Origin of the sequence: Mycobacterium sp. M23085 (assembly GCF_045343915.1) — a bacterium.
Lineage (GTDB): Bacteria > Actinomycetota > Actinomycetes > Mycobacteriales > Mycobacteriaceae > Mycobacterium.
Genome location: NZ_CP174280.1, coordinates 3,296,663 through 3,321,480 on the forward strand (window position 1 = coordinate 3,296,663; position 24,818 = coordinate 3,321,480).

The 24,818-nt window shown below is 64.8% G+C and carries 27 protein-coding genes and 2 pseudogenes; 16 read left to right on the top strand and 13 right to left on the bottom strand.

The window, feature by feature from the left end; all coding sequences use genetic code 11:
• The first annotated feature begins 1 nt into the window (after position 1).
• Positions 2–523, top strand: a complete 522-nt coding sequence (locus ACIUM1_RS15205; RefSeq protein WP_406813498.1) for a flavin reductase family protein — start codon at positions 2–4, stop codon at positions 521–523.
• Positions 524–951: 428 nt separating this feature from the next.
• Positions 952–2,382, top strand: a complete 1,431-nt coding sequence (locus ACIUM1_RS15210; protein ID WP_406813499.1) for a lipase family protein — start codon at positions 952–954, stop codon at positions 2,380–2,382.
• A gap of 541 nt (positions 2,383–2,923) precedes the next feature.
• On the opposite strand, the gene ACIUM1_RS15215 is transcribed toward ACIUM1_RS15210, so the two are convergent.
• From ACIUM1_RS15215 to ACIUM1_RS15235, 5 genes and pseudogenes are all read right to left on the bottom strand, one after another.
• Positions 2,924–3,121, bottom strand: a complete 198-nt coding sequence (locus ACIUM1_RS15215; protein WP_406813500.1) for a hypothetical protein — start codon at positions 3,119–3,121, stop codon at positions 2,924–2,926.
• 19 nt (positions 3,122–3,140) lie between these two features.
• Entirely contained in the window at positions 3,141–3,524 is a 384-nt protein-coding gene (locus tag ACIUM1_RS15220) for a DUF4267 domain-containing protein (RefSeq protein WP_406813501.1), read from the bottom strand.
• Positions 3,525–3,550: 26 nt separating this feature from the next.
• Positions 3,551–3,709: a hypothetical protein gene (locus tag ACIUM1_RS15225; RefSeq protein WP_406813502.1), complete on the bottom strand. Its 159-nt coding sequence runs from the start codon at positions 3,707–3,709 to the stop codon at positions 3,551–3,553.
• 36 nt (positions 3,710–3,745) lie between these two features.
• Positions 3,746–3,868, bottom strand: coding sequence for a hypothetical protein (locus tag ACIUM1_RS15230; RefSeq protein WP_406813503.1), 123 nt, complete (start codon positions 3,866–3,868; stop codon positions 3,746–3,748).
• Between the two features lie 56 nt (positions 3,869–3,924).
• Positions 3,925–4,403, bottom strand: a pseudogene (locus ACIUM1_RS15235) (DUF1772 domain-containing protein).
• A 102-nt stretch (positions 4,404–4,505) separates the two neighbouring features.
• Here ACIUM1_RS15235 and ACIUM1_RS15240 point away from each other — a divergent pair.
• Positions 4,506–5,111: a TetR/AcrR family transcriptional regulator gene (locus tag ACIUM1_RS15240; RefSeq protein ID WP_406813504.1), complete on the top strand. Its 606-nt coding sequence runs from the start codon at positions 4,506–4,508 to the stop codon at positions 5,109–5,111.
• A gap of 26 nt (positions 5,112–5,137) precedes the next feature.
• Here ACIUM1_RS15240 and ACIUM1_RS15245 read toward each other — a convergent pair.
• A pseudogene (locus tag ACIUM1_RS15245) lies at positions 5,138–5,485 on the bottom strand (LysR substrate-binding domain-containing protein); the annotation flags it as partial.
• A gap of 50 nt (positions 5,486–5,535) precedes the next feature.
• Positions 5,536–6,180 (bottom strand): winged helix-turn-helix transcriptional regulator, encoded by a 645-nt coding sequence (locus tag ACIUM1_RS15250; protein WP_406813505.1) that lies wholly within the window; start codon positions 6,178–6,180, stop codon positions 5,536–5,538.
• 300 nt (positions 6,181–6,480) lie between these two features.
• Between ACIUM1_RS15250 and ACIUM1_RS15255 the strand changes: the two genes are divergently transcribed.
• From ACIUM1_RS15255 to ACIUM1_RS15265, 3 genes are all read left to right on the top strand, one after another.
• Positions 6,481–8,046: an MFS transporter gene (locus ACIUM1_RS15255; RefSeq protein ID WP_406813506.1), complete on the top strand. Its 1,566-nt coding sequence runs from the start codon at positions 6,481–6,483 to the stop codon at positions 8,044–8,046.
• Positions 8,047–8,264: 218 nt separating this feature from the next.
• On the top strand, positions 8,265–9,158 hold the full coding sequence (locus ACIUM1_RS15260) for an SDR family NAD(P)-dependent oxidoreductase (protein WP_406813507.1): 894 nt from the start codon (positions 8,265–8,267) through the stop codon (positions 9,156–9,158).
• A 42-nt stretch (positions 9,159–9,200) separates the two neighbouring features.
• Positions 9,201–9,788, top strand: a complete 588-nt coding sequence (locus ACIUM1_RS15265) for a TetR/AcrR family transcriptional regulator (protein WP_406813508.1) — start codon at positions 9,201–9,203, stop codon at positions 9,786–9,788.
• A gap of 185 nt (positions 9,789–9,973) precedes the next feature.
• Here the strand turns inward: ACIUM1_RS15265 and ACIUM1_RS15270 are convergent, their stop codons facing one another.
• The 5 genes from ACIUM1_RS15270 to ACIUM1_RS15290 all read right to left on the bottom strand — a co-directional run bounded on the left by ACIUM1_RS15270 (position 9,974) and on the right by ACIUM1_RS15290 (position 15,553).
• The gene (locus tag ACIUM1_RS15270) at positions 9,974–10,159 is read right to left on the bottom strand and encodes a hypothetical protein (protein ID WP_406813509.1); all 186 of its coding nucleotides are present in this window, start codon (positions 10,157–10,159) and stop codon (positions 9,974–9,976) included.
• 460 nt (positions 10,160–10,619) lie between these two features.
• Positions 10,620–11,810 (bottom strand): cytochrome P450, encoded by a 1,191-nt coding sequence (locus tag ACIUM1_RS15275; RefSeq protein ID WP_406813510.1) that lies wholly within the window; start codon positions 11,808–11,810, stop codon positions 10,620–10,622.
• An 11-nt stretch (positions 11,811–11,821) separates the two neighbouring features.
• Complete coding sequence (locus tag ACIUM1_RS15280; protein ID WP_406813511.1) at positions 11,822–13,405, bottom strand: bifunctional 3-(3-hydroxy-phenyl)propionate/3-hydroxycinnamic acid hydroxylase; 1,584 nt, start codon at positions 13,403–13,405, stop codon at positions 11,822–11,824.
• 70 nt (positions 13,406–13,475) lie between these two features.
• On the bottom strand, positions 13,476–14,414 hold the full coding sequence (locus tag ACIUM1_RS15285; protein WP_406813512.1) for a fumarylacetoacetate hydrolase family protein: 939 nt from the start codon (positions 14,412–14,414) through the stop codon (positions 13,476–13,478).
• Complete coding sequence (locus ACIUM1_RS15290; RefSeq protein WP_406813513.1) at positions 14,411–15,553, bottom strand: VOC family protein; 1,143 nt, start codon at positions 15,551–15,553, stop codon at positions 14,411–14,413. Before ACIUM1_RS15290 ends, ACIUM1_RS15285 begins: the two co-directional genes overlap by 4 nt.
• Positions 15,554–15,666: 113 nt before the next feature.
• On the opposite strand from ACIUM1_RS15290, the gene ACIUM1_RS15295 reads away from it, so the two are divergent.
• The 10 genes from ACIUM1_RS15295 (at position 15,667) to ACIUM1_RS15340 (ending at position 24,045) form a co-directional block, all read left to right on the top strand.
• Entirely contained in the window at positions 15,667–16,368 is a 702-nt protein-coding gene (locus ACIUM1_RS15295; protein ID WP_406813514.1) for a TetR/AcrR family transcriptional regulator, read from the top strand.
• An 89-nt stretch (positions 16,369–16,457) separates the two neighbouring features.
• Positions 16,458–17,045, top strand: a complete 588-nt coding sequence (locus ACIUM1_RS15300) for a TetR/AcrR family transcriptional regulator (RefSeq protein ID WP_406813515.1) — start codon at positions 16,458–16,460, stop codon at positions 17,043–17,045.
• A gap of 393 nt (positions 17,046–17,438) precedes the next feature.
• Positions 17,439–18,362: an alpha/beta hydrolase gene (locus ACIUM1_RS15305; RefSeq protein WP_406813516.1), complete on the top strand. Its 924-nt coding sequence runs from the start codon at positions 17,439–17,441 to the stop codon at positions 18,360–18,362.
• Between the two features lie 93 nt (positions 18,363–18,455).
• A complete protein-coding gene (locus tag ACIUM1_RS15310; protein ID WP_406817686.1) occupies positions 18,456–18,668 on the top strand; it encodes a hypothetical protein in 213 nt (70 codons plus the stop codon).
• A 70-nt stretch (positions 18,669–18,738) separates the two neighbouring features.
• Positions 18,739–20,292, top strand: coding sequence for a GMC family oxidoreductase (locus ACIUM1_RS15315; protein ID WP_406817687.1), 1,554 nt, complete (start codon positions 18,739–18,741; stop codon positions 20,290–20,292).
• A gap of 88 nt (positions 20,293–20,380) precedes the next feature.
• A complete protein-coding gene (locus ACIUM1_RS15320) occupies positions 20,381–21,169 on the top strand; it encodes an alpha/beta hydrolase (RefSeq protein WP_406813517.1) in 789 nt (262 codons plus the stop codon).
• Between the two features lie 191 nt (positions 21,170–21,360).
• Positions 21,361–21,783: an Hsp20/alpha crystallin family protein gene (locus ACIUM1_RS15325; protein ID WP_406817688.1), complete on the top strand. Its 423-nt coding sequence runs from the start codon at positions 21,361–21,363 to the stop codon at positions 21,781–21,783.
• A gap of 637 nt (positions 21,784–22,420) precedes the next feature.
• Positions 22,421–22,894, top strand: coding sequence for a GtrA family protein (locus ACIUM1_RS15330; protein ID WP_406813518.1), 474 nt, complete (start codon positions 22,421–22,423; stop codon positions 22,892–22,894).
• An 82-nt stretch (positions 22,895–22,976) separates the two neighbouring features.
• On the top strand, positions 22,977–23,261 hold the full coding sequence (locus ACIUM1_RS15335) for a hypothetical protein (protein ID WP_406813519.1): 285 nt from the start codon (positions 22,977–22,979) through the stop codon (positions 23,259–23,261).
• 43 nt (positions 23,262–23,304) lie between these two features.
• The gene (locus ACIUM1_RS15340) at positions 23,305–24,045 is read left to right on the top strand and encodes an SDR family NAD(P)-dependent oxidoreductase (protein WP_406813520.1); all 741 of its coding nucleotides are present in this window, start codon (positions 23,305–23,307) and stop codon (positions 24,043–24,045) included.
• A 7-nt stretch (positions 24,046–24,052) separates the two neighbouring features.
• On the opposite strand, the gene ACIUM1_RS15345 is transcribed toward ACIUM1_RS15340, so the two are convergent.
• Entirely contained in the window at positions 24,053–24,694 is a 642-nt protein-coding gene (locus ACIUM1_RS15345) for a DUF5134 domain-containing protein (RefSeq protein WP_406817689.1), read from the bottom strand.
• Between the last annotated feature and the right edge of the window lie 124 nt (positions 24,695–24,818).

A 24,818-nucleotide genomic window follows, 5' to 3' on the forward strand; every position in this document is an offset into this window, starting at 1 on the left:
AATGCTCGTTCCCGTAACCCGCCCCGTGCACGGATCCGACATGCGGCGCGCAATGGGCCGGTTGACTACCGGTGTCGCCGTTGTCAGCGCCGGCACCGAGAACAATATATGTGGAATGACGATCGGCTCGCTGACGTCGATCAGCCTCGAGCCGCCCATTCTGATGATCTCTCTCACGCACGGGTCCCGAACAACCGACGCCGTCACGAACACCGGACGCTTCGCCATCTCAATTCTCGGCTCCCGGCAGGAAGCTGTTGCACGGCACTTCGCCACCCGCGGCGGCGCCCGCTTCGAGAACATCGATTGCGAGTACGGCTCGTATGGCCTGCCGATGATCAAAGGCGCACTGGTTCAGGGCGAATGCTCGATGCACAGCTCTTATGACATCGGAGATCACCGAGTGTTCTTCGGAGCGGTGGAAAACCTGCGGTACCGCGACGGCACAGGATTGACCTTCAATTGCGGCCGGTTCGGCGACTTCCACGACTTCGGGCACAACGAACTGCCCTGGTGGTATTGAGGACGACTGTTGATTTTCGAAGAACCAATGGATCTGCCCTTAAGGAGCACAAACAACAGGAATCCCTGACCAAACTTCTTCTCACCCCTGCATCAAGCATGCGAAATCACTGAGGCTCTCGTATAACGAGTCCTCAGTGCGATGCGCTGCGCCGAGCTGGGGGGCATTACCAACGCCTCAGTGGCCCTGAGTGATTCGAGGGGGCTATCGGGCGCCTTAAGGGTCCAAGGAGGACATTATTAGCACGTCAACACCACGGCCGACCGCGCCCCACTTCAACGGCTTAGTACGGAAATCGATACGCTCACTACCCTTTTGCATCTTACACGATGCTGAACGCTGGGGTAGCGAGCGCCCTGGCATCACACGGCCATGGAAGGCGGCTCCCATAGCCGGACCGCTTCGTCATCTGTCCAACGGTCGATCTCATGGATAACCTCAACTCGACCCGACCCTCGGTGAATATTTCGATTACCGAACCCAATACCCGTGTTTCGGACATTCCGGCAGACGATGGACGTTCAGTGCGCCCGGGTTGCATTGGGGTAGTCAGTGCCGAAAAGGCAACTCGCGCCCACCGCAGAGCGGTTGCCTTATTAGCCGCGGCCGCATTGCTCGTTTGGCCGGCGGTAACCACGCCCGCTGTGGCCAGCGCTGACGAGAGTCAATACGAGACCTTCTACACACCGCCGGATCCCCTGCCGGACTTGGCCGCTGGTGATCTTATCCGCTCCGAGCCGTCGCGGTTGGTGTTGGAGCCCTCCGGACAACTTGGTGCATACGTTGCCACGGGAACACGCATCATGTACCGGAGCAACGATATGCGTGGCAGACCAATCGCGGTGACCGGCACGTACTTCGAGCCCGACAACCCGTGGCCGGGGGCCGGCCCTCGGCCGCTCATCGCGTTCGCAACCAACGTGTACGGGATTGGCGATCAATGCGCACCGTCGCGGCTATTTAACCAAGGCATCCACTACAGCAGCGGCATCGACATAACTATGGGGTACGAAGAAGGATTCATCGCGACCATGGTGGCGCGTGGATTCGCCGTCGTGGTAACCGATTACGAAGGAGTGGGCACACCAGCACCCGCGACACCCTTCATCCGGCTACCCCAAGCGCAAGCGCTGATCGACGCCGCTCGAGCGGCGATGCAACTGCCCCAAACATCCTTAGATCCCCATGGACCGGTCGCATTTTGGGGATACGGCCAAGGCGGGGGAGCCTCTGCTGCAGCTGTCGAGCTGGCTCCCAGCTATGCCCCCACGATGCACGTTGTCGGAGCCTACGCGGGTGCGCCGCCAGCCGACCTCGCACTCATCCCGCCATTTATCGATGGCAGCCTTCTCGCCGGCGGGCTGGGACTACTGCTTAACGGCATCGGCGCCGCCTACCCCGAACTCGCGCCCGGCCTTGCCGGCGCGCTCAATGACAGGGGCATGAAACTTCTAGAGAAAACCCAGAACGATTGCGTAGGCGCGCTTGTGATGAGATTCGCCTTTCGCCACGTTCAGCCATATTTCACCAGCGACTACAACGAACTGATAAACTCAGAGCCGCTGAAAACCGTACTGGCAGATCAGCGGATCGGCGAATTACGGCCCAATGCGCCGGTATTCATTGATTCGAACCGTTACGATCCGTTCATCCCATGGGGTGGAGCTCACCAGCTGGCGCTTGACTGGTGCGCCAAGGGCGCTGACGTCGAGTTCTGGACCAACGAACAGCCGCCTTTCCTCAACAAGCTCGCGATCAACTACTTCCTGACCAACTACGTGGACGGAGAGCGTGGCATGCAGTGGATCGCGGATCGATTCAACGGTGCCCCGACGGCCCCGAACTGTGGAGCAATCTAACTAGGACCGGCCACAGTAAGGCTGCGGCGCGACGCAGTCCCGTGGCGAGCAAACCCCGCTGGTGCACGATTCGGCCTGTGCGGCCAGCTTGATAGCGCTTTGTCTGCGCCGCAGACAAAGCGATGTACACCGCAACCTCGACGGCGCGTCAACCAAGCCCGGCATGGTTGACATCGCAGCACTCGGGGCGGTGACACGCTGCGGTCGCCTGTCTTCCCAAGCGACGCTATCTGACAGTCCGGGGAGTTCATGGCTGGCGGGCTCGTGAGCGAGGGCGCGGGTCGTCCCGTCTTTAGTCCAAGCTGGTTCCATGCCCGGTCGCCGTCGTCCGATCCGCCACGAAGATGAGAAAAAGGCATCCGCCATTTGGTGAGAATTCTGCAACGCCGCAGTCCCAGACGCCCGCGTCCGCCACGAAGTTTGAGAACTTACACTCTGGCCTGGGGTAGGTTCTCATCGAACTCTGATCGACAGAATGGAACGGCAAAGTCTGGTCAAGAGGTTGGCGCACCCAAACGATCGGCGCGCTTCGCGGTCACCCTCACCGACAGTCCGCACTCACAAAAGCCTTGCGCCGCAACGCCTCAGTGACGGCATTGGTTTTCGGCCCATCCTCGACAATAAAGCGCGCGAAGGTCTTGGGTGCCCTCAAAGCTTGGTACGTGCTCTGGCTGAACGCGGAAAATATGGGCATCGTCAGGCTCCATGACCAAGCCGGGGCGCTGATGCGTTCGGCCATACCCCGCCTGGCGTCTGGGTCAGGAGGCAAGGAGCAGCGCGGTGGTGAGGAGCATGACCGCGGCGGTACCGCCGTGCACGCCGTAGGCGATGGATCTGGCTCCGCCGCTGCGTAAGACGATGGTGGCGTCGGCGATCGGGATGAGGGTGGCGGCCAGCACGACCCAGCCGACGAGGGGGGTGGCGTGGGCGAGCATCAGGATGATCACGAACAGTCCGGTGGTGATGTCGCGGATGCCCTTGACGCTCAAGTACTCCCGGACGCCACGTTGGTCGAGGTCGGGCAGCACACCGTAGCCGATGGCGGCGGTGCGCGGCGCGAGCAGGAATCGGGCGCCGATGACGATGATCGCGGCGGCGAGGGTGCCGGCCAGGATGTAGCCGACGGTCGTGGTGATGGTCATGTCAGGTGCTCGCTGTGAGTGGTGGGCTATCGGGTGGGCGAGAAGGTGGTGGGGTCCAGCAGTGTGGTCTGCACGTCGAGGATGTCGGCAACGTCGAAGCCGGCCATATCGGCGGCGGATTCGGGGCTGCCCATGATGCGGCGGGTGACCTCGTCGGGGTCGGTGTCGGGCGGGTATTCGATCAAGGCGATCAGCCGGTGAGTGTCTTCGCCGTGTTCGGTTCAGACTCCGTGGGCGGCGATGCCGAACGCGGCGCAGGTGGGCACGTGGCGGGCCCAGTGCACGTCGGCGTAGCGTCGCAGCGCCTCGGGTGAACGCAGGGTGTAGATCCGCAGTTGAAACATCGGTGGTGTGCTCCTTCGCGTTCGACAGCGGGGCGGGTCAGCAGTGGTGCCTTGGGTCAGGTCAGCAGGACCACGCAGGAGGCGGTCACGGCCAGGCCTTGCAGTGCGGCGCGCGGCCGTTAATGACCGCATCCCATTTGGACTGCAGTGCGCGGGCGTTCGGCAAGGTTCGGCCGGTCTCGACGGCGGCGGTCAGCTGCCGATTGATGGGCGCGCTGACCGTGATGTAGATCAGCAGCCAGATCAGCAGCGCAGCCGGTGCGGTGCCGGCGGCGGCCGCCTGCACCCCGCGCCCGGCCACGACCGCGGCGATCACGCTCACCGCGGCGGCCAGGATGCCGAGTACGCCGGGGATCGGCATGCGCCGGTCGCCGTAGCGATGCACGTGACCGGTCACGGTGACCAGGGTCTGGTCATCGACGCGGGCCAGGGCGGGGCGCAGCACCATCGCGCAGAACACGTCGGTGCCGTACACCACGCCTGCGCCGAGCACCGTGACCAGCGCGGCGACCCGGATAAGCAGATCGAGATCCATGACGCAGAATCCTTTCGGTTCGAGGTGCTAGCAACGCTAACCCCGCGTCGCAGCGACGTCAATAGCACCGCTATTCGTGATAGCAGCGCTATCATCGGAGCTATGAGTATCGAGGAACGGCGCGAGCGGGAGCGCACCGCGCGTCGCCAGTTGATCGTCGCGACCGCCCGCGCGCTGGCCGAGGCCGACGGGTGGGAAGCGGTGACCACACGGCGACTGTCCACCGAGATCGAATACAGCCAGCCCGTGCTTTACAAGCACTTCTCGGGCTTGCAGCAGATCGCCGACGCGGTCGCCCTGGACGGCTACGCCGAGATCACCGAAGCCATCGCTGCCGCCGGCGCCGCTGACGGGCCCGCCGAGACGGTCCTGACTGGGATCGCCTGGGCCTATTTGGGTTTCGCGCGGGAGAACCCGGCGGTCTACGACGCGATGTTCACCAGGGCGACCGCGCTGCGGTTCGCTCAGGAGGGCACACCCCCGCAGTTGTCGGCGGCGTTCGCGGCGCTGCGTCAGGCGATCGGCCGCGTCGCCAGCGGTCGCGACGTCGACGCGCTCACCGAGGTGTTCTGGGCGGCCTTGCACGGCATGGTCACCCTCGGCGCCACGGGCCGGCTCCCCGGAGATCGGGTGGGTGACCGGGTGCGCCTGTTGGTCGAGCAGTTCACCGGGCGGCCGCAGTCGGCGCATCAGGACGACGACCGCTGAGGGGCGGCATGTCTGGCGAGCGCGTGCTACGAAGTCGGCTGGGATGCGGTGGTGGTCAGCAGGTCTCGAAAGGGTGAGACGGTGTGGGGCGGCCAGAGGGCCTGGATCGGAGTTTGGAGGGCTTCGTTGAGATCGATGACGTTGACTTCACCACCGAGTGCTGGGCCGGCTGGCTCGGTGACGAACGCGACGCCGTCATTGTCCAGGACCGCCGTTACCGGTGACGTTCCTTGGATGCGATTGATGACGTAGCGCGGTTCGAAGCCGGCCCGCCGGCATGTGCTGATGATGAAGTCGGTGTAGAACGAGGTGCTCGGTGGCGCCCATAAAATGATCTGCTCGTGGCGTAGGTCGGTGAGGCTGACGGACTCGCGGTGACTCCGGCACCACCGCCGGCCCGTGCCGATTGGTGGCGTGAGGCGTGTTATCCGCGTAGGGAAAAGGCATCACGCATCGCGTCGACGGCTTCTTTGTCGCCGTCGAAGCGGACTCGACGCAGCGCGGACTTGCGGGTGGCGGCGTCGTCGCCGAGGCGGATGGTGACGAGGTCTGCGGCGGCTGCGGTGACAATAACGCCGGGTTCGCCGCGAGGGCTGGCGAGATGTCCGTCGGTGACCGCAAATTCGAAGCGGCGGCCGTCGATGTCGACGCGGTAGGTGGTGTTCATGTTGGCTGCGGCGGCCGGATTGAAGGCCAGCAGCAGGCCCGCGAGGAATCCGTTGAGCGGTGTGACGGCGCTGCTGTCCATGGGATCGAGCTTGTCCAGGCCGAAGAGGGCGACGGCCTGCACGATGGGAAGCACGCGCTGCCAGGCGGTGTCGGTGAGCGTGTACACGGTACGCCCGATCGGCGCTGGCAGGTCGGTACGGTCGATCAGCCCGGCGTCTTGGAGCTCTTTGAGGCGTTGTGCGAGCAGGTTGGTGGCGATGCCGGGCAGTTCGGCCCGCAGGTCGCTGTAGCGGCGGGGGCCGCCGATGAGTTCGCGCACGATGAGCAGTGTCCAGCGTTCGCCGATGATGTCCAGACCACGCGCAATGGGGCAGTTCTGGTTGTAGACCCTGGTCTTCACGACACCACTTTAACAAGCTCCGAACTGTTAATACATCAGTAGGTTGAGTTGTTTGTTCGATGAGTTTAATGTTATGCCTAGGCTTCGTGTTGTGCCGGCAGTCTAGATCGGTTTGAATGCGCCACCTTTTAACGACATCGCCAGCCGCTGACCAGCGCGATAGTCAGGCCTCGGGTACCGATCACATGTCACGTTGTCGACCTTCCGCCCCTGTCCCACCGGGGTGTCGTCCCCGCACGCATTGAGCCATCCCGGGCAGAAACTTGAGTTAGTTGTCTATACACTTTAATATCATGTTCTATGAGCACACGCCGCCCGGTTTTCCGTGATCACCCCGTCGCCGCCCTGGCCGTAATTTGTTTGAGCGTCTTTGTGATTAACGTCGACGCCACCATCGTCAACGTCGCCCTGCCGACATTGTCGAGCCGATTGCACGCCGATACCGCGCAGCTACAGTGGATCGTCGACGCCTACACCCTGGTGATGGCCGGACTGCTGCTCTCGGTCGGCAGCCTCAGTGACCGCTATGGCCGGTTGGGTTGGCTCAACGCCGGGCTCGCGTTGTTCGCGCTGACGTCAGCTGTGGCTGCACAAGCGCATTCGGCAGACCAGCTCATCGTCGCACGCGCCGCGATGGGCGTCGGTGCCGCGGTGATCTTTCCGACCACACTGGGTCTGATCACCAACATCTTCACCGAACCGGTGCCGCGGGCCAAGGCCATCGGGCTGTGGGCGGCCATGGTGGGCGTCGGGGTCGCGGTGGGGCCGATCAGCGGCGGCTGGCTGCTCGAACACTTTTGGCGCGGCTCGATCTTCATCGTGAACATTCCAATCGCGCTGCTGGCCATTCTCGGCGGCATCCTGTTCGTGCCCGCCTCGCGCGACCCGAACGCGCCCCGCGTCGACGTGCCCGGCCTGCTGCTGTCCGCGACCGGCATCACTACGCTGGTCTACAGCGTCATTCAGGCCCCCACCTGGGGCTGGACCAACACCCGCACTGTCATCGGATTCACGCTCGCCGCCGTCGTCCTCGTTGGCTTTGCTTTTTGGGAGCGGCGCAGCACCCATCCCATGCTGGATGTCTCGGTGTTCTACAACCGCCGCTTCTCCGGGGGCAGCCTGGCTGTGACGGCAAGTTTCCTCACGCTGTTCGGCTTCATCTTCGTGATCACCCAATATTTCCAATTCGTCAAGGACTACACCGCATTTCAAAGCGGCGCCCGCCTGTTGCCGGTGGCCATCTCGATCGCACTGACCAGCATCGTGGGACCCCGGCTCGTCGAGAAAATCGGCACCACCGCCTTAGCCGCCGGCGGACTCGCAATATTCGCCGCCGGGCTGGGGTGGTCCTCGACGGTCAATGCCGCAACCAACTATCCCGAAATGGTGATGCAAATGTTGCTCCTGGGCGGTGGCCTGGGCCTGACTATCGCGCCGGCCACCGAGGCCATCATGGGTTCACTGTCCACCGAGAAGGCCAGCATCGGCTCCGCGGTCAACGACACCACCCGCGAATTCGGCGGCACACTCGGCGTGGCCATCGCCGGCAGCGTCTTCGCCTCGATCTACAGCGCCCGCATCGCCTCGGCGACAAGCCTGGCCGGACTTCCCGCCGACCTGCATTCAACGATCGGCCGCTCAATGGCCGCGGCGCACAACGTCGTTGGTCATATGCCGCCCACACGCATCGTCGAGGTACGGTCCGCCGTCAACGGCGCTTTCCTCGACGGTTACCAAGTCGCCACCCTGGTGTGCGCCGCGATCGCGGTGGGGGCCGCCCTCGTCGTCGCGTGGCTGCTGCCCGCTCGGGCCGAGAAACCAACAGCCACCCAGCCGACCGCCGACCCGGCGGACGTCCTGTCGTGAGCCGCCAGACGGCGGTCCAGTCGTTTTCCGGCACCGCGGCTGTGACGAGCTTGTACACGTGGAACTGCGATGTACCAACGATCACCGATGCCAGGTCGGCGACACCTACTACGGCCCGCGAGCCGGTAACGGCGTCTAGGGCTGCGCCCTAAATCGACGACCCCGCAGGGTGACTCACCCACCGCCATAAGTTGTATCTACACCAAAAGGAGAATGTCATGAAACAATCCTTCGCGAAGAAGGTGGTGGTGATCACCGGCGCTTCCCAGGGAATCGGCAAGGCCATGGCCTTAGCCTTCGGCCGGCAGGGGGCTTCGGTGGTCCTGGCTGCGCGGTCAGCCGGCCCACTCGACGACGTCGCACAACAGCTCCGCCAGCTCGGCGCGGTCGCGCTTGCGGTGCCGACCGACGTGTCATCCCCGGAGGCCGTCAGCGCGCTGGTCACCAAGACCATGGACCGATTCGGCAGGATCGACGTGCTGATCAACAACGCCGGCATCGCCAAAGTCGGTGCGGCCGAATCACCGACGTTTGCCGATGACGTCCGAAAGACCATGCAGGCCAGCCTCTTCGGAGCAATCAACCTCACTCAGCTGGTGCTGCCAATCATGCGTCGACAGGGCTCGGGCACGGTGGTCAACATGTCCTCGGTCATGGGTCGAAAAGCCATCGCTCGCTTCGGCTCCTACGGATTGGTCATGCACGCGATGTCGGGATACTCCGACGCGTTACGTCAGGAACTGGCCGGCACCAACATCAAGGTTTCGGTGATTTATCCGGCGTTGACAGCCACGGCCCTGCTTGCAGAAGTCGACGAGGCCGAAATGCCCCCGGCCTTCCGTTACCTCACTCCGCTGTCGGTCGACGACGTCGCCCGTACCGTTGTCGGCGCCGTGCGCCGCGGCAAGCGCCGCGTCGTGATACCGAAGATCGTCACCGTGCTGCTCGTCACCGAAGCGATCTCGTCTCACCTCGGCGACCTCGTCATCAACGGGTTGGCCCGCTACCGCTGGTTCGGCCGAGCGATAGGCCTGAGCCGCGGAAAGACCTACCACCAGAGCATCTCCACCAGCAGCACCACCCTAGGGAAACGTCATATCCACATCGCCTGACTTCGCCCAGACTGCGGCCGACCTTTTTTAAAACGACCGCTAGTGACCGGGATTCAGGTCCCGGCCGCTCGGGCGCGCCCCGCCAAGCGCGCTGACGCGCGCCGCAACGAACAAGCCCTCCTCGACGCCGCAGCGGCGGTGTTCGTGCGCGCCGGGGTCGACGCTCCCGTGCGTGAGATCGCGGCTGAGGCCGGTGTTGGAATGGGCACTATCTACCGGCACTTTCCCAGCCGCGCCGATCTCGTCGTGGCGGTGTTTCGGCATCAACTCGATGCGCTGTCATCGCTGGACGCGATCGTCCCGGCCCTCGACGAAGACCCGTACGCAGCGTTGCGGTCGTGGGTTCATCGGTTCGCCGACTTCCTGGTCACCAAGCACGGGTTGGCCCGGGCACTGCGCTCGGACCAGGCCGGCTTCGAGGCTCTGCATGCCGAATTTCTGGAACGACTGTTACCCGTATGCGATCGACTGCTGAAAGCCGCTGCGGCGAGCGGTCTTCCGCGCGGCGACGTCCGGCCGCTAGACCTCTTGCACGCAGTGGGCAACCTGTGCATCGGCGTCGAGGCCGATCCCGAGTATGACGTTCATGGCGTGATCGATCTGCTCATCGCCGGCCTGGGGCAACCTTGATCGACTAGCGGGCAAGGGCCGGGTCCCGAATTTTGCTTCATGACTTGGATCGCCGATTCGGGCGCTGGAATCCGATCGTCAGCCCGACAACTCGCGTCTATCGGGTGAGACCAGTCCGATATCCGTTGCTGTTCGGCTGCGGTCGTCGCGCCCCGCCGACGGCTTGTACAGAACGCTCGGGGTTTTCAGGCCGTTCGACGCAACCGTAGAACGTCGCGGACCACACAACCTACGCGATCGGCGGCCTCAGCGGCCGATAACGCCGGGTTCAACAGGATCTGCAACTCTTCATCGGTGAAGGTCGGTTCGACGTTCCAGGGCGCCGCATCCCACCCGGCATCACTGAAGCCGGAAAATAGTTGATCCCGCATCGCTTATCCTCACGAAAGATGAAGTAGGAGTGACTATTCCGACGGCGAGGCGCAGGAGTATCAATTCCTGCTCTCGGGTTGGGCTCCATCGTCCTGCCGGAATAAACGCCTGCGCCGATCGTACCGACGCCACTCTCAAATCCGTCGGCTGTTCTGCCGGATGCGATATATCCTTGCCTATCAGTGTAAATCGGCTGATCCTGCTGAGTGTCATTCGTGTGAACTTCCTTCCCTCGCTCGCCTGCGCGGGCCACGCCATGGAGCTGCGTGCGCGTGCTCACCGACCATCCGGACACTCGACTCGACCACCTCACCGGGACCGGGGTCTGGGATGACGATGTCAACCACCTCGACGGGTTGCTTTGCGTTGCGGGAGATCACGCCGCGCGGTCTGAGACACCTTGTCCCTTGGGTTCTTCGTTACGAGGAGCTAACCGAATCAGTGGGTCCGAACGGCGGCTCAGGCGGCGATGAGCCGTATGGGTAGGTGTTGGTGGCGGTGGATGATGTTGTTGACCGCCCAGGTGGGCTCCGCGGTCGCTTCGATGCACTCAACATGGTCGAGCAGGGCTTTGAGCATGGCGGCGGTCTCCAACCGCGCCAGCCCTTGGCCGGCGCAGGCGTGGGCGCCGTTGCCGAATCCGATGTGGCGGCCGGCGTCGCGGGTGATGTCGAAGACGTCGGGGGCGTCCCATTCGTGTTCGTCGCGGTTGGCCGAGGCGTACATCACCAGCACGCGGGCGCCGGCGGGAATGTGCGTCCCGGCGATGGTGCTCTCGCGCAGGGCTTTGCGGGTGAAGGCGCGCAGCGGGGATTCGTAACGCATGACTTCGTTGACCGCGTTGGGGACCAGCGTGGGGTCATCCTTGAGCGCTGCCCATTGGTCGGGGTGAGTGGCGAACAGGTAGATGGCGTTGGAGATGGCGCTGATCGTGGTGTCCAGCGAGGGTGCGATGTAGTCGATGAGCAGGGGTGGCACCTCATCGACGGGTAGCTTGCCCTGGTCGGTGGCGGTAAGCAGTTCATCGTCCAGGCTGCCAGGTATCACGTTGCGGTGGCGCACGATACGGCGCGCGAAGCGCAGCATCTGCAGGCTGCGCGGTAGGGCCTTGATGGCCTGCCAGTTGGCGGGGCCGAGGATGTCGAAGGTTGCCGCGCCCCAGGGCAGGAGGTTCTCGCGCTGGTCGTGGGGCCAGCCGACCAGATCGGGGACGACCGCCAGCGGTAGCGCGGCGGCCAGGTCGGTGACCGCGTCCACAGCGTCGCGGCGCACTGCGGTCTCGACGATGGTGCGGGCCTGTGACTCGACGTTGTCGGTGAGGGTGCGCAGCGCGCGTGGCAGCAGGCGGTGAGCGACGAGTTTGCGGCGGCGGTCGTGGTCGTCGCCGTCGCTGTTGAGGGTGGTGCCGCGCGACATTCGGTTGGTCAAGGGGTTGGCGCCGACCCCGTGCCCGGAGAGGTAGAGGCTGTCGTCGCGCAGGGTGGCCTTGCATTCGGCGTAGCGAGGCAAGGCATAGAGGCGGTGGCGCGGTAGCCACACCACGGGCCCGAGGTGACGCAGGGCGCGGTAATGCGGGTATGGGTCGAGGATCGCGGATCTGCTGTAGATGTCGGGCCGGTAGACCGGCACATCCGTCCGATGGTGGAACAACAGTCTGCTTCCTATTGGTGGTGGGCGGTGTGAGTGGGCGCCGAGGGCTGTGGCGGGTGGTCCAGCAGGAACACCGGCAGGGCGAGGCATAGTGCGGTCAGGTCGCGGCCGGCGGTCATGACGGTGCGGTCGGGCCGGATGACGGCGGCCGTGACGTGGTGGCGGCTCAACCAGCGAGCGAGGTCGGTGCCCGGGGCGGCGTGCACCGTGCGCGCGCCGCGTGTGTCGACGATGCGTTGTTGCGCTGGCGTCAGCGCCGTCGTGGTGATTACGCCGAAACCCCAGCCCAACTCGTCGTCGAGACGATGCTGGTTGTCGATCATCGGGTTGGGGCACAGGCTTCCGGTGATGCGGCGGGTGGCCAGCGTGCGCTGCACCATGCTCGAGGAGCGCAGCGGCGGGGTTTCGGAGTCGACGATCTTGGCGCGCAGGCCGGGCGCGAGCCGTAGCCGGGGCAGCACGACGCGCCGAACCGCGGTGCCCAACCGGCCGCCGGCGGTCATGGCGCGCCCCATGTTGAGCGCCAGGGAGATCATGTAGCGGGCGTGGGGTGCGCGTTCGGTCTGGTAGCTGTCCAGCACGCTCGGCGGCAGATCTCCGTGGTGTACCCCGGCGATCTTCCACGCCAGGTTCGCCGCGTCACGCAGCCCCGCGCCCATCCCTTGGCCGATGAACGGAGGGGTCAGATGTGCGGCGTCGCCGAGCAGGAACACCGTCCCGGACCGCCAACGGTCGGCGATCTCGGCGCGGAAGGTGTACCCGGTAACCCGCATGAGCTGCAGGTCGGCGTCGCCGACATCTCTCGTCCAGGGCGCGATCAGTGGCCGTAGCGCCGCCAGGGTGGCGTAGTCGTCGACGGACTCGTCGTCTCGCAGCGGGAATTCCCAGCGGTAGCGGGCGTCACCGATCCGCATGTATGTGCCGGCGCGCTGGCCGTCGCAGACCTGGTGCACCCCATCCCACTGGCGCAGGTCGGCGGTGGTGGCGATGTCCACGACCAGCCAGCGTTGATCGAACTTGAGGTTGCGCATGGTGGCGCCGATCGCGCTGCGCACCATGCTGTTGGCGCCGTCGCAGCCCAGTAGGTAGTCGGCGGTGATCAGCGACCTGCGGCCGGTAATGCGGTCCGAAGTGGTGAGGCGCAGCCTGCCGGCTGGATCGGTGGCGAGCTCGAGGACTTCGGTGTCACCACGGAATCGGGCACGCGGGTAGTGGCCGAGATTGCGGCGCAGCAGCTCTTCAAATTCGGGTTGGTCGAACATGTTCGCCGCCGGAAACCCGTTGCGGGTCAGGGCGGTGTCGCGCTGGAATTCGGCCAGCACCGACAGGTCACGGTCGACCAGGCGCAGCCCGCGGGCCGGTCGGGAAATCGCGGCGAAGTCGGCGGCGACGCCAAGCCGAGCCAGGATGCGGTGGACCTCGTCGTCGAGGTGCACCGCGCGGGGCTGCGGATACACCTGCGGCCAACGGTCCAGGACCAGGGTGTCGACGCCGTATTGGGCGAGCAGGGTGGCCGCGGTGATGCCGGTCGGACCACCGCCCACCATGGCGACCGACACGTGCTCGCTGGCGGTGTCCGCCACGGGCTCGGTCATCGCGCCTCGATGGTGCACTCGATGGCGAACTCGGCCGGTGACTGGCAGGCAGGCCAGAGCGGGTCGTTACTCATGCGTGGCGCACCGCCAGGCGCTGTGTGCCCAAATCCAGGGTGCCGTCGTCGGTACCGATGGAGGCTTCCACGACATCGCCGTGCTGCAGGTACTTCGGATTCCGGGCTTGCCGCGCAAAGAACGCCTTCCACTTCAGTGCCGGGGGCAGCAAGTTGCCGATAAATTCGATCGGCTTCGGGGGCGCGCTGAGTGCGGTGCCGACCGGGGTGCCGGTGAGGATCAGGTCACCGGCCGCGAGGTCCTGGAAGCGGGTCAACGCTTGCAGCGCCGCCAGCGGACGGTAGAGCATGTCGCCTTCGACCACGGCGTTCTGGCGCTGTTCGCCGCTGACGCTCAAACGCAGCCGCAGGTCGCCGAAGCGGGCCAGCTCGGCGGCGTCAACAAGCACCAGGGCCGGCCCCACCGGGGTGAACGTCGGGTAGGACTTGGCTTCGTAGAACTGGGTTTGCGGAAGCTGGATATCGCGGGCGGAGACGTCGTTGGTGACGGTCAGGGCGGCGATGTAGTCGGCGAGGTTGGCGTCGGTGATGGTGGTGCCGACCGGGACGGCGCGCCCGATGATCAAGCCGATCTCGACTTCGTAGTCAAGCAGCCGCACGTGCGATGGCCGCACGATTTCCCCGAATGGTCCGGTGATCGACGCCGAGGATTTGCGGAAGAACGTCAGGGGCACGGTTTTGGGGTCCATACCGGCGTCTTTGACGTGGGATTCGAAGTTGGTCATCTGGGCCACCACCCGACACGGTGCGGTCACCGGCGACAGCAACTCCAGCTCATCGACCCCGACGGTCCCGTCGGTGGCCGCGGCGGCGTCGATGGCGGCCCGATCGGAAAGTAGCTCGGCCGTGGTGCTGGCGGTGGTGGTGATGGGGGCGGCGCCGGTGGGGGTGTGCACCCACCAGCCATCGGCGGTGCGCAGGACGGAAGTGGTCATGAGGTGGCTACTTTCAGCAGGCCGATGAGGCGATTGAAATCGAATTCGTTGTCGCTGCGTAGCGCGGACAGCATGGAGGTCACCTGGTGGCGCGCCGAGCGTGGACTGGTGTCGAGGAAGTCCCGCGTTGCCGGGGGTCCCCATTGGGCCAAGCCGGACGCGGTGAACGGGGCCCAGCCGGGTTCGAGGGTGTTGTCGAACATGTCGCCGTCGGTGAAGTGTTCGACCAGGAAGCCGTCGGGATCGCGCCAGTAGTCGAACACCTGGCTGCCCTGGATGTGGCGCCCGATGCCCCACGACCGGAAGTAGCCGCGCTCGCGCAGGTATTCGCCGCCGGCGGCCAGCGCGTCGAGGTCGACGACCTCGTACGCCGAGTGCACGTAGCGGTTGGCCGGCCCCAGCGTCAACGCCAGGGTGTGATGGTCGGCGGGCACGCTGCCCCGGTCGCAGCGGATGAAGCTCATCGTCGGGCCCCGGTCGCGTTGCCCGGGAAAGAACAAGAAATCGCTGACGATCATGCCGAAGGTGTCCAGGTACCAGTTCAACGTCTGCAGGTAGGTGGTCGACTGCAGCACCACGTGACCGAGACGCTGGACGCGCGCGGGCACTCGCGGTGGCCGGACGGTCGCATTGATCCGCTGGTCGACGAGACCGGTGTTGAACATTTGCGGGTGTTGAGTCGGCTGGGCGGGTAGTTCATGCAGGCCCGCGACCACCTTGACGGCCATCCCGCTGGGGTCGCGCAGCTGCACCGCCGTCCCGCCGATCGTTTCCGGCAGCCGGTAGACCGGTGCGCCGGTCTTGTCGGCCAGGCGCAGCACGTCGACCTCGCCGGCGGCGCGCAGGGCCAGCCCGGCGAAGCTGGTGCGGGGCCCGCGACGCAGGATCACGCACGGCGCGCCCGCTGACGTGCCGCGCAAGTGAAGGCACTGCGGTTCGCGCAGCGCGACGCCGAAGCCGAACGCGCAAGCGAAAGCCTCCGCGCGCACCAGGTCTGGTTTGTCGAACTCCAGCCAGGCGATGTCGGTGACCCGGATGATCGGGTCACGGGCCCGGCCGGGATGTTCACCGCGCCGCGCACCACCTTCGCTGTGCAGGTTCTTATGCCCGTCAGCCACGGGTGTCACCGTCTCCGGCACGCCGAACCACCTCCTTTTCTCGAATGACGAAATCGTCACACAAGACTGGATCCTCAGTCAAGGGGTTCTGATGAAACCGTCATTAGTGACGCAAGGCTGGTATCCTGCAGGTCATGGATGCGCCTGACCGTGACAACCACGAGCCGCCAGACGCCCCAATCAACCGGCTCCAACGCCGCAAAATGCGCACCCGCGCCGCGTTGATCCGCGCTGCCAAGGGGTTCATCGCCGAAGGCAGGCTCGCCGTGCCGGTCCTGGAGATCACCCAGGCCGCCGATGTGGGCATGGGGTCCTTTTACAACCACTTCGCCACCAAAGACGAACTGTTCGCGGCCGCCGTGACCGACGCCCTCGACGACCTCGGCGCGCTGCTCGACGGGTACACCGCCTCCATCGCCGATCCCGCTGAGGCCTTCGCGGCCAATTTCCGCCTCACCGGACGCCTGCTGCGCCACCGCCCTCTGGAAGCTTCGCTGCTGCGAGCCAACGGCAGCTCGCTGATCTTGTCCGACCGCGGCCTGTCCCCGCGCGCACTGCGCGACATCACCACCGCGATCGAGCAAGGCCGCTTCACCATCGCCGACCCCGAACTCGGCCTCGCCCTCGCCGGCGGGGCACTGTTCGGGTTGGGCACCCTGTTACACGAACGCCCCGACCGCGACGCCGAAGCCACCGTTGACGCGGCCACCGAAAACCTCCTGCGGCTGTTCGGCATGTCCGCTCAACAAGCGCACGAACTGTGCCAAAAACCGCTGCCTGGTTTGTCCTCGCTACACATATCGCCGATCGATTGGCCAAAACCGCTCATCGGGTGACATCTCGACGCTCGTCCCTGACAATCGCTGGGCTTCAAGTTGGCTTTCCGGGGGATAACATATCGATGGTTATGCTATAGAGTTGGTGTATGAGATATCCGGCAGACCAGAAAGCCAAGGCACGCGCCGCCTTGCTGCGGGCCGGGACGCGTTCGATGAAGGTCGCCGGTTTCAACGGGATCGGGGTGGACGGGCTCGCCGCCGCGGCGGACGTGACCTCCGGTGCGTTTTATTCGAACTTCGCCAGCAAGGAAGCGATGCTCGAGGCGATTATCGATGCGGCTGTCGGTGAGCCGTTCCTATCCGACACCGAGTCCGGCAGCAAGGCCGAGCGCCGGTCGAAACTCAAAAGCTTTGTTGCGGAATACCTCAGCGCCTACCATGTGGAAAATCCGGGAGACGGGTGTGTGATGCCGACCCTTAGCGCCGACGTGGCGCGGGCGGGAGCGTCCACTCGGGATGCGTACGAACACAAGATCACCGCGCTGGCGAGGCGGGTGGCCGAGGTGCTCGACGGCGCCGATCGCGAGCGCCGGGCGTGGAGCGTCGTCGCGCTGATGGTGGGGGCGGTGTCGATCTCGCGCGCGATGTCCGACCCCGCCGCGCAGGCAGAGGTACTCGACGCCGCGAGTGAGACCGCGGACAGGCTTCTTTCACCGGGCAAGCGACGCAAGTGACCGAAGGCGGCAACCGGGCTTCGAGTGCTCGGAACGCTGCCCTGGCAGGTTCGCGTATCGCGTGGCCTTCGTTTTGCGTTGTGACGGCCGGCAATTCGGGCGCGTTCGCGACTGCCATCGTGCACGACGACCATGCGGGAATCACCGAACACGCCACCCCCGACATCGTCTGGACCATCTAACCGAGGTACTCCGGTAGTCCTCGCGGCCCGCGCCACTGCGGATCCAGCTTTGGGCGCACATCGATGAACAACTCGTACGCCTTCGTGGTTTGAGCAGCCCGCGGCACGGTCGTTGCCGTCTTGAGGATAAGCACCGAGCAGAGGGCTGGCCATAGAATAGCGACCGTTATATATTGATCGTTATCTTAACGTCCCACGGAAGGAATAACGCATGGCAAGCCAGCAAGCGGTCGAGTTCGCCGACTTCCTCGCCGAGATCGGCAGGCGATCCTCGAATCCCGATTTCGGCCTGGAGACGATCCGTGACGTCACGGAGAACATCCATCTGGCGACGAAGGAACCCGACGGTGTGACCTACGCGGAAGTGGACGCCGGCGGGGTCGAGGCGTTGTGGTGCATCCCGGTCGACAGCGATCCCGAGTCGGTGCTGCTGCATACGCACATGGGCGGCAGCGTGCTGATGTCCATGCATTCGGACCGAAAGGCGGCGGCGCACATCGCGAAAGCTGCCGGCGTGCGGTCGTTGGTGTTCAACTTCCGGCGTTCCCCGGAGCACAAGTACCCGGCACAGGTCGAAGACGTGGATGCCGCCTACCGTTGGCTGCTCGACCAAGGCTACCGGCCCGACAAGATTGGCAGTGTCGGCCACTCGATCGGCGGCTATCTGGCGGTGGAACTCGCGCTGCGGCTGCGTGATCGGGGTGAGGCGCTGCCCGGCGCCGTGCTGTCCATCTCGCCCTGGACCGATGCCACGTTGTCGGGGGACTCCATCGAGATCAACGCCGAGCGGGACAAGCTGCTCACCCGCGGATTGCTTGAGCTTTTCCGGTCGTGCTGGCTCGACGGCACCGGTGTCGAATTCACCGATCCGCGAGTGCATCTGCTCGGGGCCGACCTGTCCGGGCTGCCACCGACCGCGGTGTATTACGGCGAATACGAGCTACTCGCGTCCGACGCCATCGCCTTCGCGCGGCGTGCGAAGGAGGCAGGCAATGACGTCCTCATCCGGCGGGTCGACGAAGGGCAGCACTCCTTCATCATGGGGGCGGGCCGCGTCGAGGAGGTCGACCGCGCGATCGCCGAAATGGGTCGCTGGCTGCGCTCCACACTCGGGCTCCAAACAGCGGTGGCCTGACAGATATGCAGCCGTTCGAAACCGAAGAGCCGGTGCAGGCGTACATCCGGTTCTCCGCCCCCCGCGAACCTCGCCGGCCTGCCGGCATTGTCGGTGCCCTGCGGCTTCACCGCCGCCGGCCTACCGATCGGCCTGCAAGTAGTTGGCAAGCCCTTCGCTGAAGCCACTGTGCTGCGCGTCGGCCACGCCTACCAATCCGCAGCTGATTGGCCATCGTGGCCCCCGCGGTTCGACCCGCGGGGAGTCCGCGCGGAAAGCGTTGCGGGCGAGCGGGTTACTATTCCGCCTTTTTCTGAGTGTCATTGAACCGCGCACCCTTTCCGGGCGTGACTCTAGGTATCAAACAACATACTCAGCTGACGATTCAGGAGACGCTGTGAACACTGTGTTGAAGCCGCGCTACGACGTCATCGTGTGTGGTGCTGGGTCATCGGGTTCGGTGGTCGCTGGCCGGTTGGCCGAAAACCCTGACATCCAGGTCTTACTTTTGGAGGCCGGCGGGAGCGACGAGGTCCCGAGCGTGACCGACGCAAGCCAATGGCCGTCTAACCTTGGCAGCGAACGCGATTGGGGATTCATCTCCGCGCCGGACCCGCGTCTCCATGGCCGCGCGATCGCGTTTTCGATGGGCAAAGTGCTCGGCGGCGGGTCCAGCGTCAACCTGATGATCTGGGCGCGAGGACACCGCAGCGACTGGGACCACTATGCTTCCGAATCCGGTGAGCCCGCATGGGAATACGAGTCAGTCCTCGATCTCTACCGGCAGATCGAGGACTGGCACGGCGTGGGCGAGCCGAATCATCGGGGCAGGGGCGGGCGGGTTTTCGTACAGCCGGCACCCGACGCCCATCCGCTCGCCGCGGCAACCCTTGAGGCGGCCAGGGCGATCGGAATCCCCACCTACCAGAGCCCCAACGGCCGCCTAATGGAGGAGACCCGCGGAGCCGCCATCGCCGATCTGCGCTGGCGTGACGGAAAACGCCTCTCGGTGTTTCGCACCTACACCGTTCCCTATCAGCAGCAGCCGAATCTGACGGTGGTCCCGCACGCACTGGTCACCCGTGTGATCTTCGACGGCAACCGGGCCGCCGGTGTCGAGGTCGTCCATGGCGGAACGGTGCATCGTGTAGCCGCCGACGCGGAGGTCGTACTGTCACTGGGCGCCATTCACACACCGAAGCTGCTGATGCAGTCCGGCATCGGAGACGAAAATGAATTGCGTCGAGTCGGTGTCACCGTTCGCCAGCACCTGCCCGGGGTCGGGCGTAACCTTCAGGACCACTTCGGGTTCGACTGTGTGTGGGAGTTTCCCGAGAACGTCCAGGGCAGTACGCAGGTGGGGGCAACATTGTTCTGGGAATCCGGGGCTGCCGATGTCGAGGGACCGGACCTGTTCGCATGTTCAGGGCCATTTCCGAAAGCTACTGCCGAAAACGCTGCGAAGTATGGCCTGCCGCATAACAGTTGGGTCCTGTTCGGCTCACCCACCCACCCCCACAGCCGCGGTCGGCTACGGTTGTCAGGGCCTGACCCGACCGACCCCATTCGGATCAAAGCCAATGCGCTCTCGGACCCCGGGGACTTCAAGACCGCCATCGCCTGCATCGAAACCCTGCGCGAGATCGGTAACTCCCCAGAGCTTCGACCTTTCGTCGCACGCGAGGTCATGCCGGGTGAATTGACGGGCGCCGAGTTGGAGACCTACTTGCGCGACGCGGTCACCACCTACTGGCACGAGTCGGGAACAGCGAAAATGGGCCGCGATCAAATGTCGGTGGTCGACGGACACCTCAAGGTCTACGGCATCGAAAACCTGCGCGTCGCCGACGCATCCATCATGCCCCGCATCAGCAGCGCCAACACCATGGCGCCCTGCGTCGTCATCGGCGAGCGCGCCGCACAATTCATCCGAGCCGCACACCGAATCTGACAGGCAGGCCCTAAACTGCCCCGAGCCGTGCTCAACGCGCTCACCGGTTAGCCGAGAAGCCAAACATCACATGCGAAGGAGCAGGCGCATGCTGGAAATGATCGATAAGGGACAAGCCAGCGACGCGCATCCACACCCTCTGCTCTTCGTCCACGGCGCCTGGCATGGCGGATGGTGTTGGAATGAACACTTTCTCGACTTTTTCGCCGGCCGAGGCTTCCGCGCCCTAGCGCTGAGCCTGCGGGGCCACGGCACTAGCCCGATTGAGAAATCGTTGCGCGCGTGCTCGATTTCAGACTTCCTTTCCGACCTGAGCTCGGTCGCACAGAATCTTCCAACACCCCCGGTGCTAGTCGGTCATTCCATTGGCGGCTTCCTGGTCCAAAAGTATCTGGAGACTCATGAAATTCCCGCCGCGGTGCTCATTGCCTCGGCGCCGCCGCGGGGACACCTGCGTTCCTTGATGCGGTCGATGCGCCGACATCCATGCCGCAGCACAAAATTTGCGCTTACCGGCAATCCCGCTCGGCTGTACGGGTCAACGGCCGGAGCCCGAGAACTCTTCTTCGGCAGCAAGGCTCCCGATTCTCTCGTCGAAGCGGTCACCACGCGGCTCCAACCGGAAAGCACACGCGCCATCTTCTTGGACATGGTGGCCGCTGACTTAGTCAACACCAGGAAGATCAGCACGCCGACCCTTGTCATCGGCGGAGAAAGCGACCAGGTCTATGCCGTCAGCGACATACGCCGAACCGCCAAGGCCTACAACACAGCACCCGTGTTCTTCCCAGATATGGGCCATGAGCTCATGTTGGAGCCAGGATGGGTCGCCGTCGCCAACACCCTTATGTCCTGGCTGGGCAAACAGCGACTATGACCCCCACGTCAGCGGTCCTCGGGGCCCACGAGGCAGTCCTAAGCGGCGGAAGCTGGGGATGACCTGGCGGCAAGAATTTTCCAGACGCTCTTGCCAAGGCGAACCATCCGAGCTATATAGAAATGTATGCCGCAAGGCATAGATAATCGATGTGCGCAGACAGACAGATGGGAGTGTTGGAGGTGACGACCATGTTGGTGCGTAGCGATCCGTTTCGTGACCTCGATCGCTTCACTCAGCAGGTTTCTGGTACCGCGGCGCGTCCGGCGGTGATGCCCATGGATGCCTGGCGCGACGGCGAGCAGTTCGTCGTCGAATTCGACTTGCCGGGAATCGATCAGCAGTCGCTGGACCTCGACATCGAGCGCAATGTGGTGACGGTGCGCGCGGAACGCCCCGATGTCGATCCAAGCCGGGAAATGCTGGCTACCGAACGAGCGCGGGGGGTGTTCAGTCGGCAACTGGTGCTCGGCGACAATCTCGACACCGACCACATCGACGCGTGCTACGACGCGGGTGTCTTGCGACTGCGTATTCCGGTGGCCGAAAAAGCCAAGCCACGCAAGATCGCGGTCAAGCGCGAGGACAGGCAGCACGCCGCCATCAGCGCGTGATCGGCCGGTCCGGTACTGCGGGAACGCGGGTTAGTTGAAGCAATGCGGCACCGGGGGCAGCGGTAGCGGGCTGGTCACCCGCGCTCCTGGACCAGTGCCGAAGTTGTCAGTGTTGATCGCCGAGGTCGACACAACGTGTGAGGGAAGGCAGGTGATGGCATCAGAACGAGGATGACCGGGCCAGTTCCGCCGGCCGGGCAACACCGTGGGCGCTACCTGAATCCTGACGCGGATGAGGCGCGCCACTGCCGCAGCCAGGCAACTCGTCTCGGGGCGGGCGGCCCGCACATAACCAGCCATGAGGGCATGGGAGCAAAGATATTGCTAGTTGCGCTATTTCGCCAGCGGACAAGGAAGGGGTAGCCGTGATAACACAAGCAATCCGGAATGGCGCTGCGCGCACAAACTGGGGTGCGCTGCGCGACTTTCGCCCGGTAGAGGCAGATCCTGCCGACTGGGCCGAACAGCAACAGTCGGTTCCGCTGCCCGAAGACGAATATCCCCATGCCGGGGGCGCCTACCGTATCTGGTAGGCGCGTCGGGTGTGTCTCGACACTGACCGCATTGGGAGTGCGCCGTTCACCGCAGTTGGCCATCTGATCATGCGGTGGATACCTGGTCATGTCACTGTGCTCACGTGCGAGCGGAACCGTCGGCCGGCCAGCCCCGCCTGGCCGGCCGGTTCCATACCTGGTGTGAGGCGTTCGTCGGGCGGCTGCCGTTCGGGCTCGGCGCTTTCGTCGCACCGACGTTTGTCGGCTTCTGTGTGATCAACGGCTTCACCTTCGGCCTCGATCTGACGCTCCTCACGGGTCTGCGTGGCGCCTTGGGCCTTCCGGTGCCGGTCGCTGTCACGGCCGCGTACGGATGCGCGTTCGCGCTCAGCTACCTACTCAATCGCATGCTCAATTTCCGGTCCCACGCACCCGTCGGACCGCAGGTGGTGGCCTATGTCGTGGTGGTGGTCGTCAACTACTTGGCGTTCATCCTCGGGTTGACCAGTGCCCTGACGGCCGTTGGGGTGCAATACCAGCTCTCGCGGCTGGCGGCGGGCGTCTGCGAAGCGGTGTACATGTACAGCGCGATGCGGTGGGTGGTCTTCCGCCGCTGAACTGTGAGCCGACCCGCGGTTGTTGGCCGAGGTGTAGCCCGCGCGTGATCTCTCCGCGACGGTGACAAAGGACGCTCGACACGTGACGGTAACAGCGGCCTTCGTCGCGCTCGCGACAGCTACGTGCATCGGCTACTACTTTGGCCGGCGTGCGGCTTCGACGCCGTCCAGCTGGAAGAAGCGCACGAGTCGAATCGCACTGGGCAAGCAGGCGATAAGCCTGCTCGCGATGATCACGGTGCGCCGGATCCAGCAGCGCTTCCGTGCCGAGCCGGCCTTCTCCGATTGGGCCTGCCGGCGCGGGGTGAGAGTGATTGCGCCACTATATGTTCGACGCGGTAGCTTGGTGCGGTTGCGCTCCTATTAGAGCGCACCAAGTTCAACTTTCGCGCAAAAGGACGGGACCCGGCATGGCTGCATTGCGGGACAAAGTGGCGTTGGTGACCGGAGCGTCGTCCGGTCTGGGTGCTGAAACGGCAAGGTTGTTCTCCCGTGAGGGCGCAACGGTTTTCGGCATCGGCCGCGATACCGCTCGCCTGCGCGACGTGTTCGCCGACGTCGAACGTGGCGGATTTGCGGCGGCGGACGTCGGTTCCGTGCAGGCTTGCCGGGACGCGGTCGAGCAGTGTGTCCGTGATTTCGGTGGTCTGGACGTCCTCGTCAACGTCGCCGGGCGCCACCAGATGCGCCGGACCGAGTCGATGACCGACGAAGACTGGGAACAAGACCTCGCGGTCAACCTCAACGGGCCGTTCTATCTGTGCCGGGCGGCGCTGCCACATCTGCTGGATCGCGGTGGGAACATCGTCAACGTCAGCTCCATCGCCGGAGTCGAGGGCCAAGCGTATTCGGCCGGCTACTGCGCCGCCAAACACGGCCTGGTCGGGCTCACCCGCGCGATGGCCGTGGAATACACCGCGGATCGGTTGCGCATCAATGCCGTATGCCCCGGAGGCATGCTCACCCCGCAGATCGAACAGTTCACCCCGCCGGAGGATCCCAACTACGACCTGATCATGCGCACAGCCTCACCACGCGGCATGATGCAGCCCCTTGATGTCGCCAACGTGATCGCCTTCCTGGCCAGCGATTCCGCGGCCGCCATCCATGGCGCGATCTACCGGGTCGACAACGGCAAGGGCGCCGGATAGCCGCTCGCTACCAGACCAGAGCGTCGAACATGAGCGCTGTGCCGGCGGCGGTGGACGCCTCGTACAGCGGCTCCCACCGCCCGAACGGCGCGGTGATCGACGCCCGGGCGGTGCGCCGTTCGCCGACGAAGCGGTAGGCCCAATACAGTGCGACGGCCGCGAACCCCGCCACTCCGATCCAGTTCGCGGTGGCGACCCAGGGGAATCCGGCCGACGCCGAGGACATGTCGTGCGACGGCAGCTTCATGCCAGGCATGTCCATGACGGCAGAATCCGGCCGCGCGTGGAGGTGTGCGGGCGTGCCCGGCACAGCGCCGCCCATCAGCGCGTACATCCACGCCATTGCCGCCATCATCGCCGCGTAGTAGCACGTTTTCAGTCGCTGACGAGATGCCGACGAGGCCCACACGGCGACGCACATAAACCAGATTCCAGCCAGAAGGAAGAAGGCCATCGGCCCGATCGCGGGCAGCTCGGACCCCACACGCCACACCATCAGAATCATCGCCACCGACATGGCCAGGTGCAGCAGGTCACTGACCCTGCACGTCCATCGGCCACGTTGTGCGACCGCAAGATACGTATACGCGGCAACACTCAGGCCGAACAGCACGGTGACGGCCCAGCGCAGCAGCGGGTCACCGATCAAGGCATGCACCACCGTGACCGATGGATCCCACGGCCCAAGCCGCGGCGGTGCATTGACGAACGTGCGCTGCACCCATGCCGCTACCGTACCCATATGGGGTATCTGATCCAACGGTAGTCGAGGG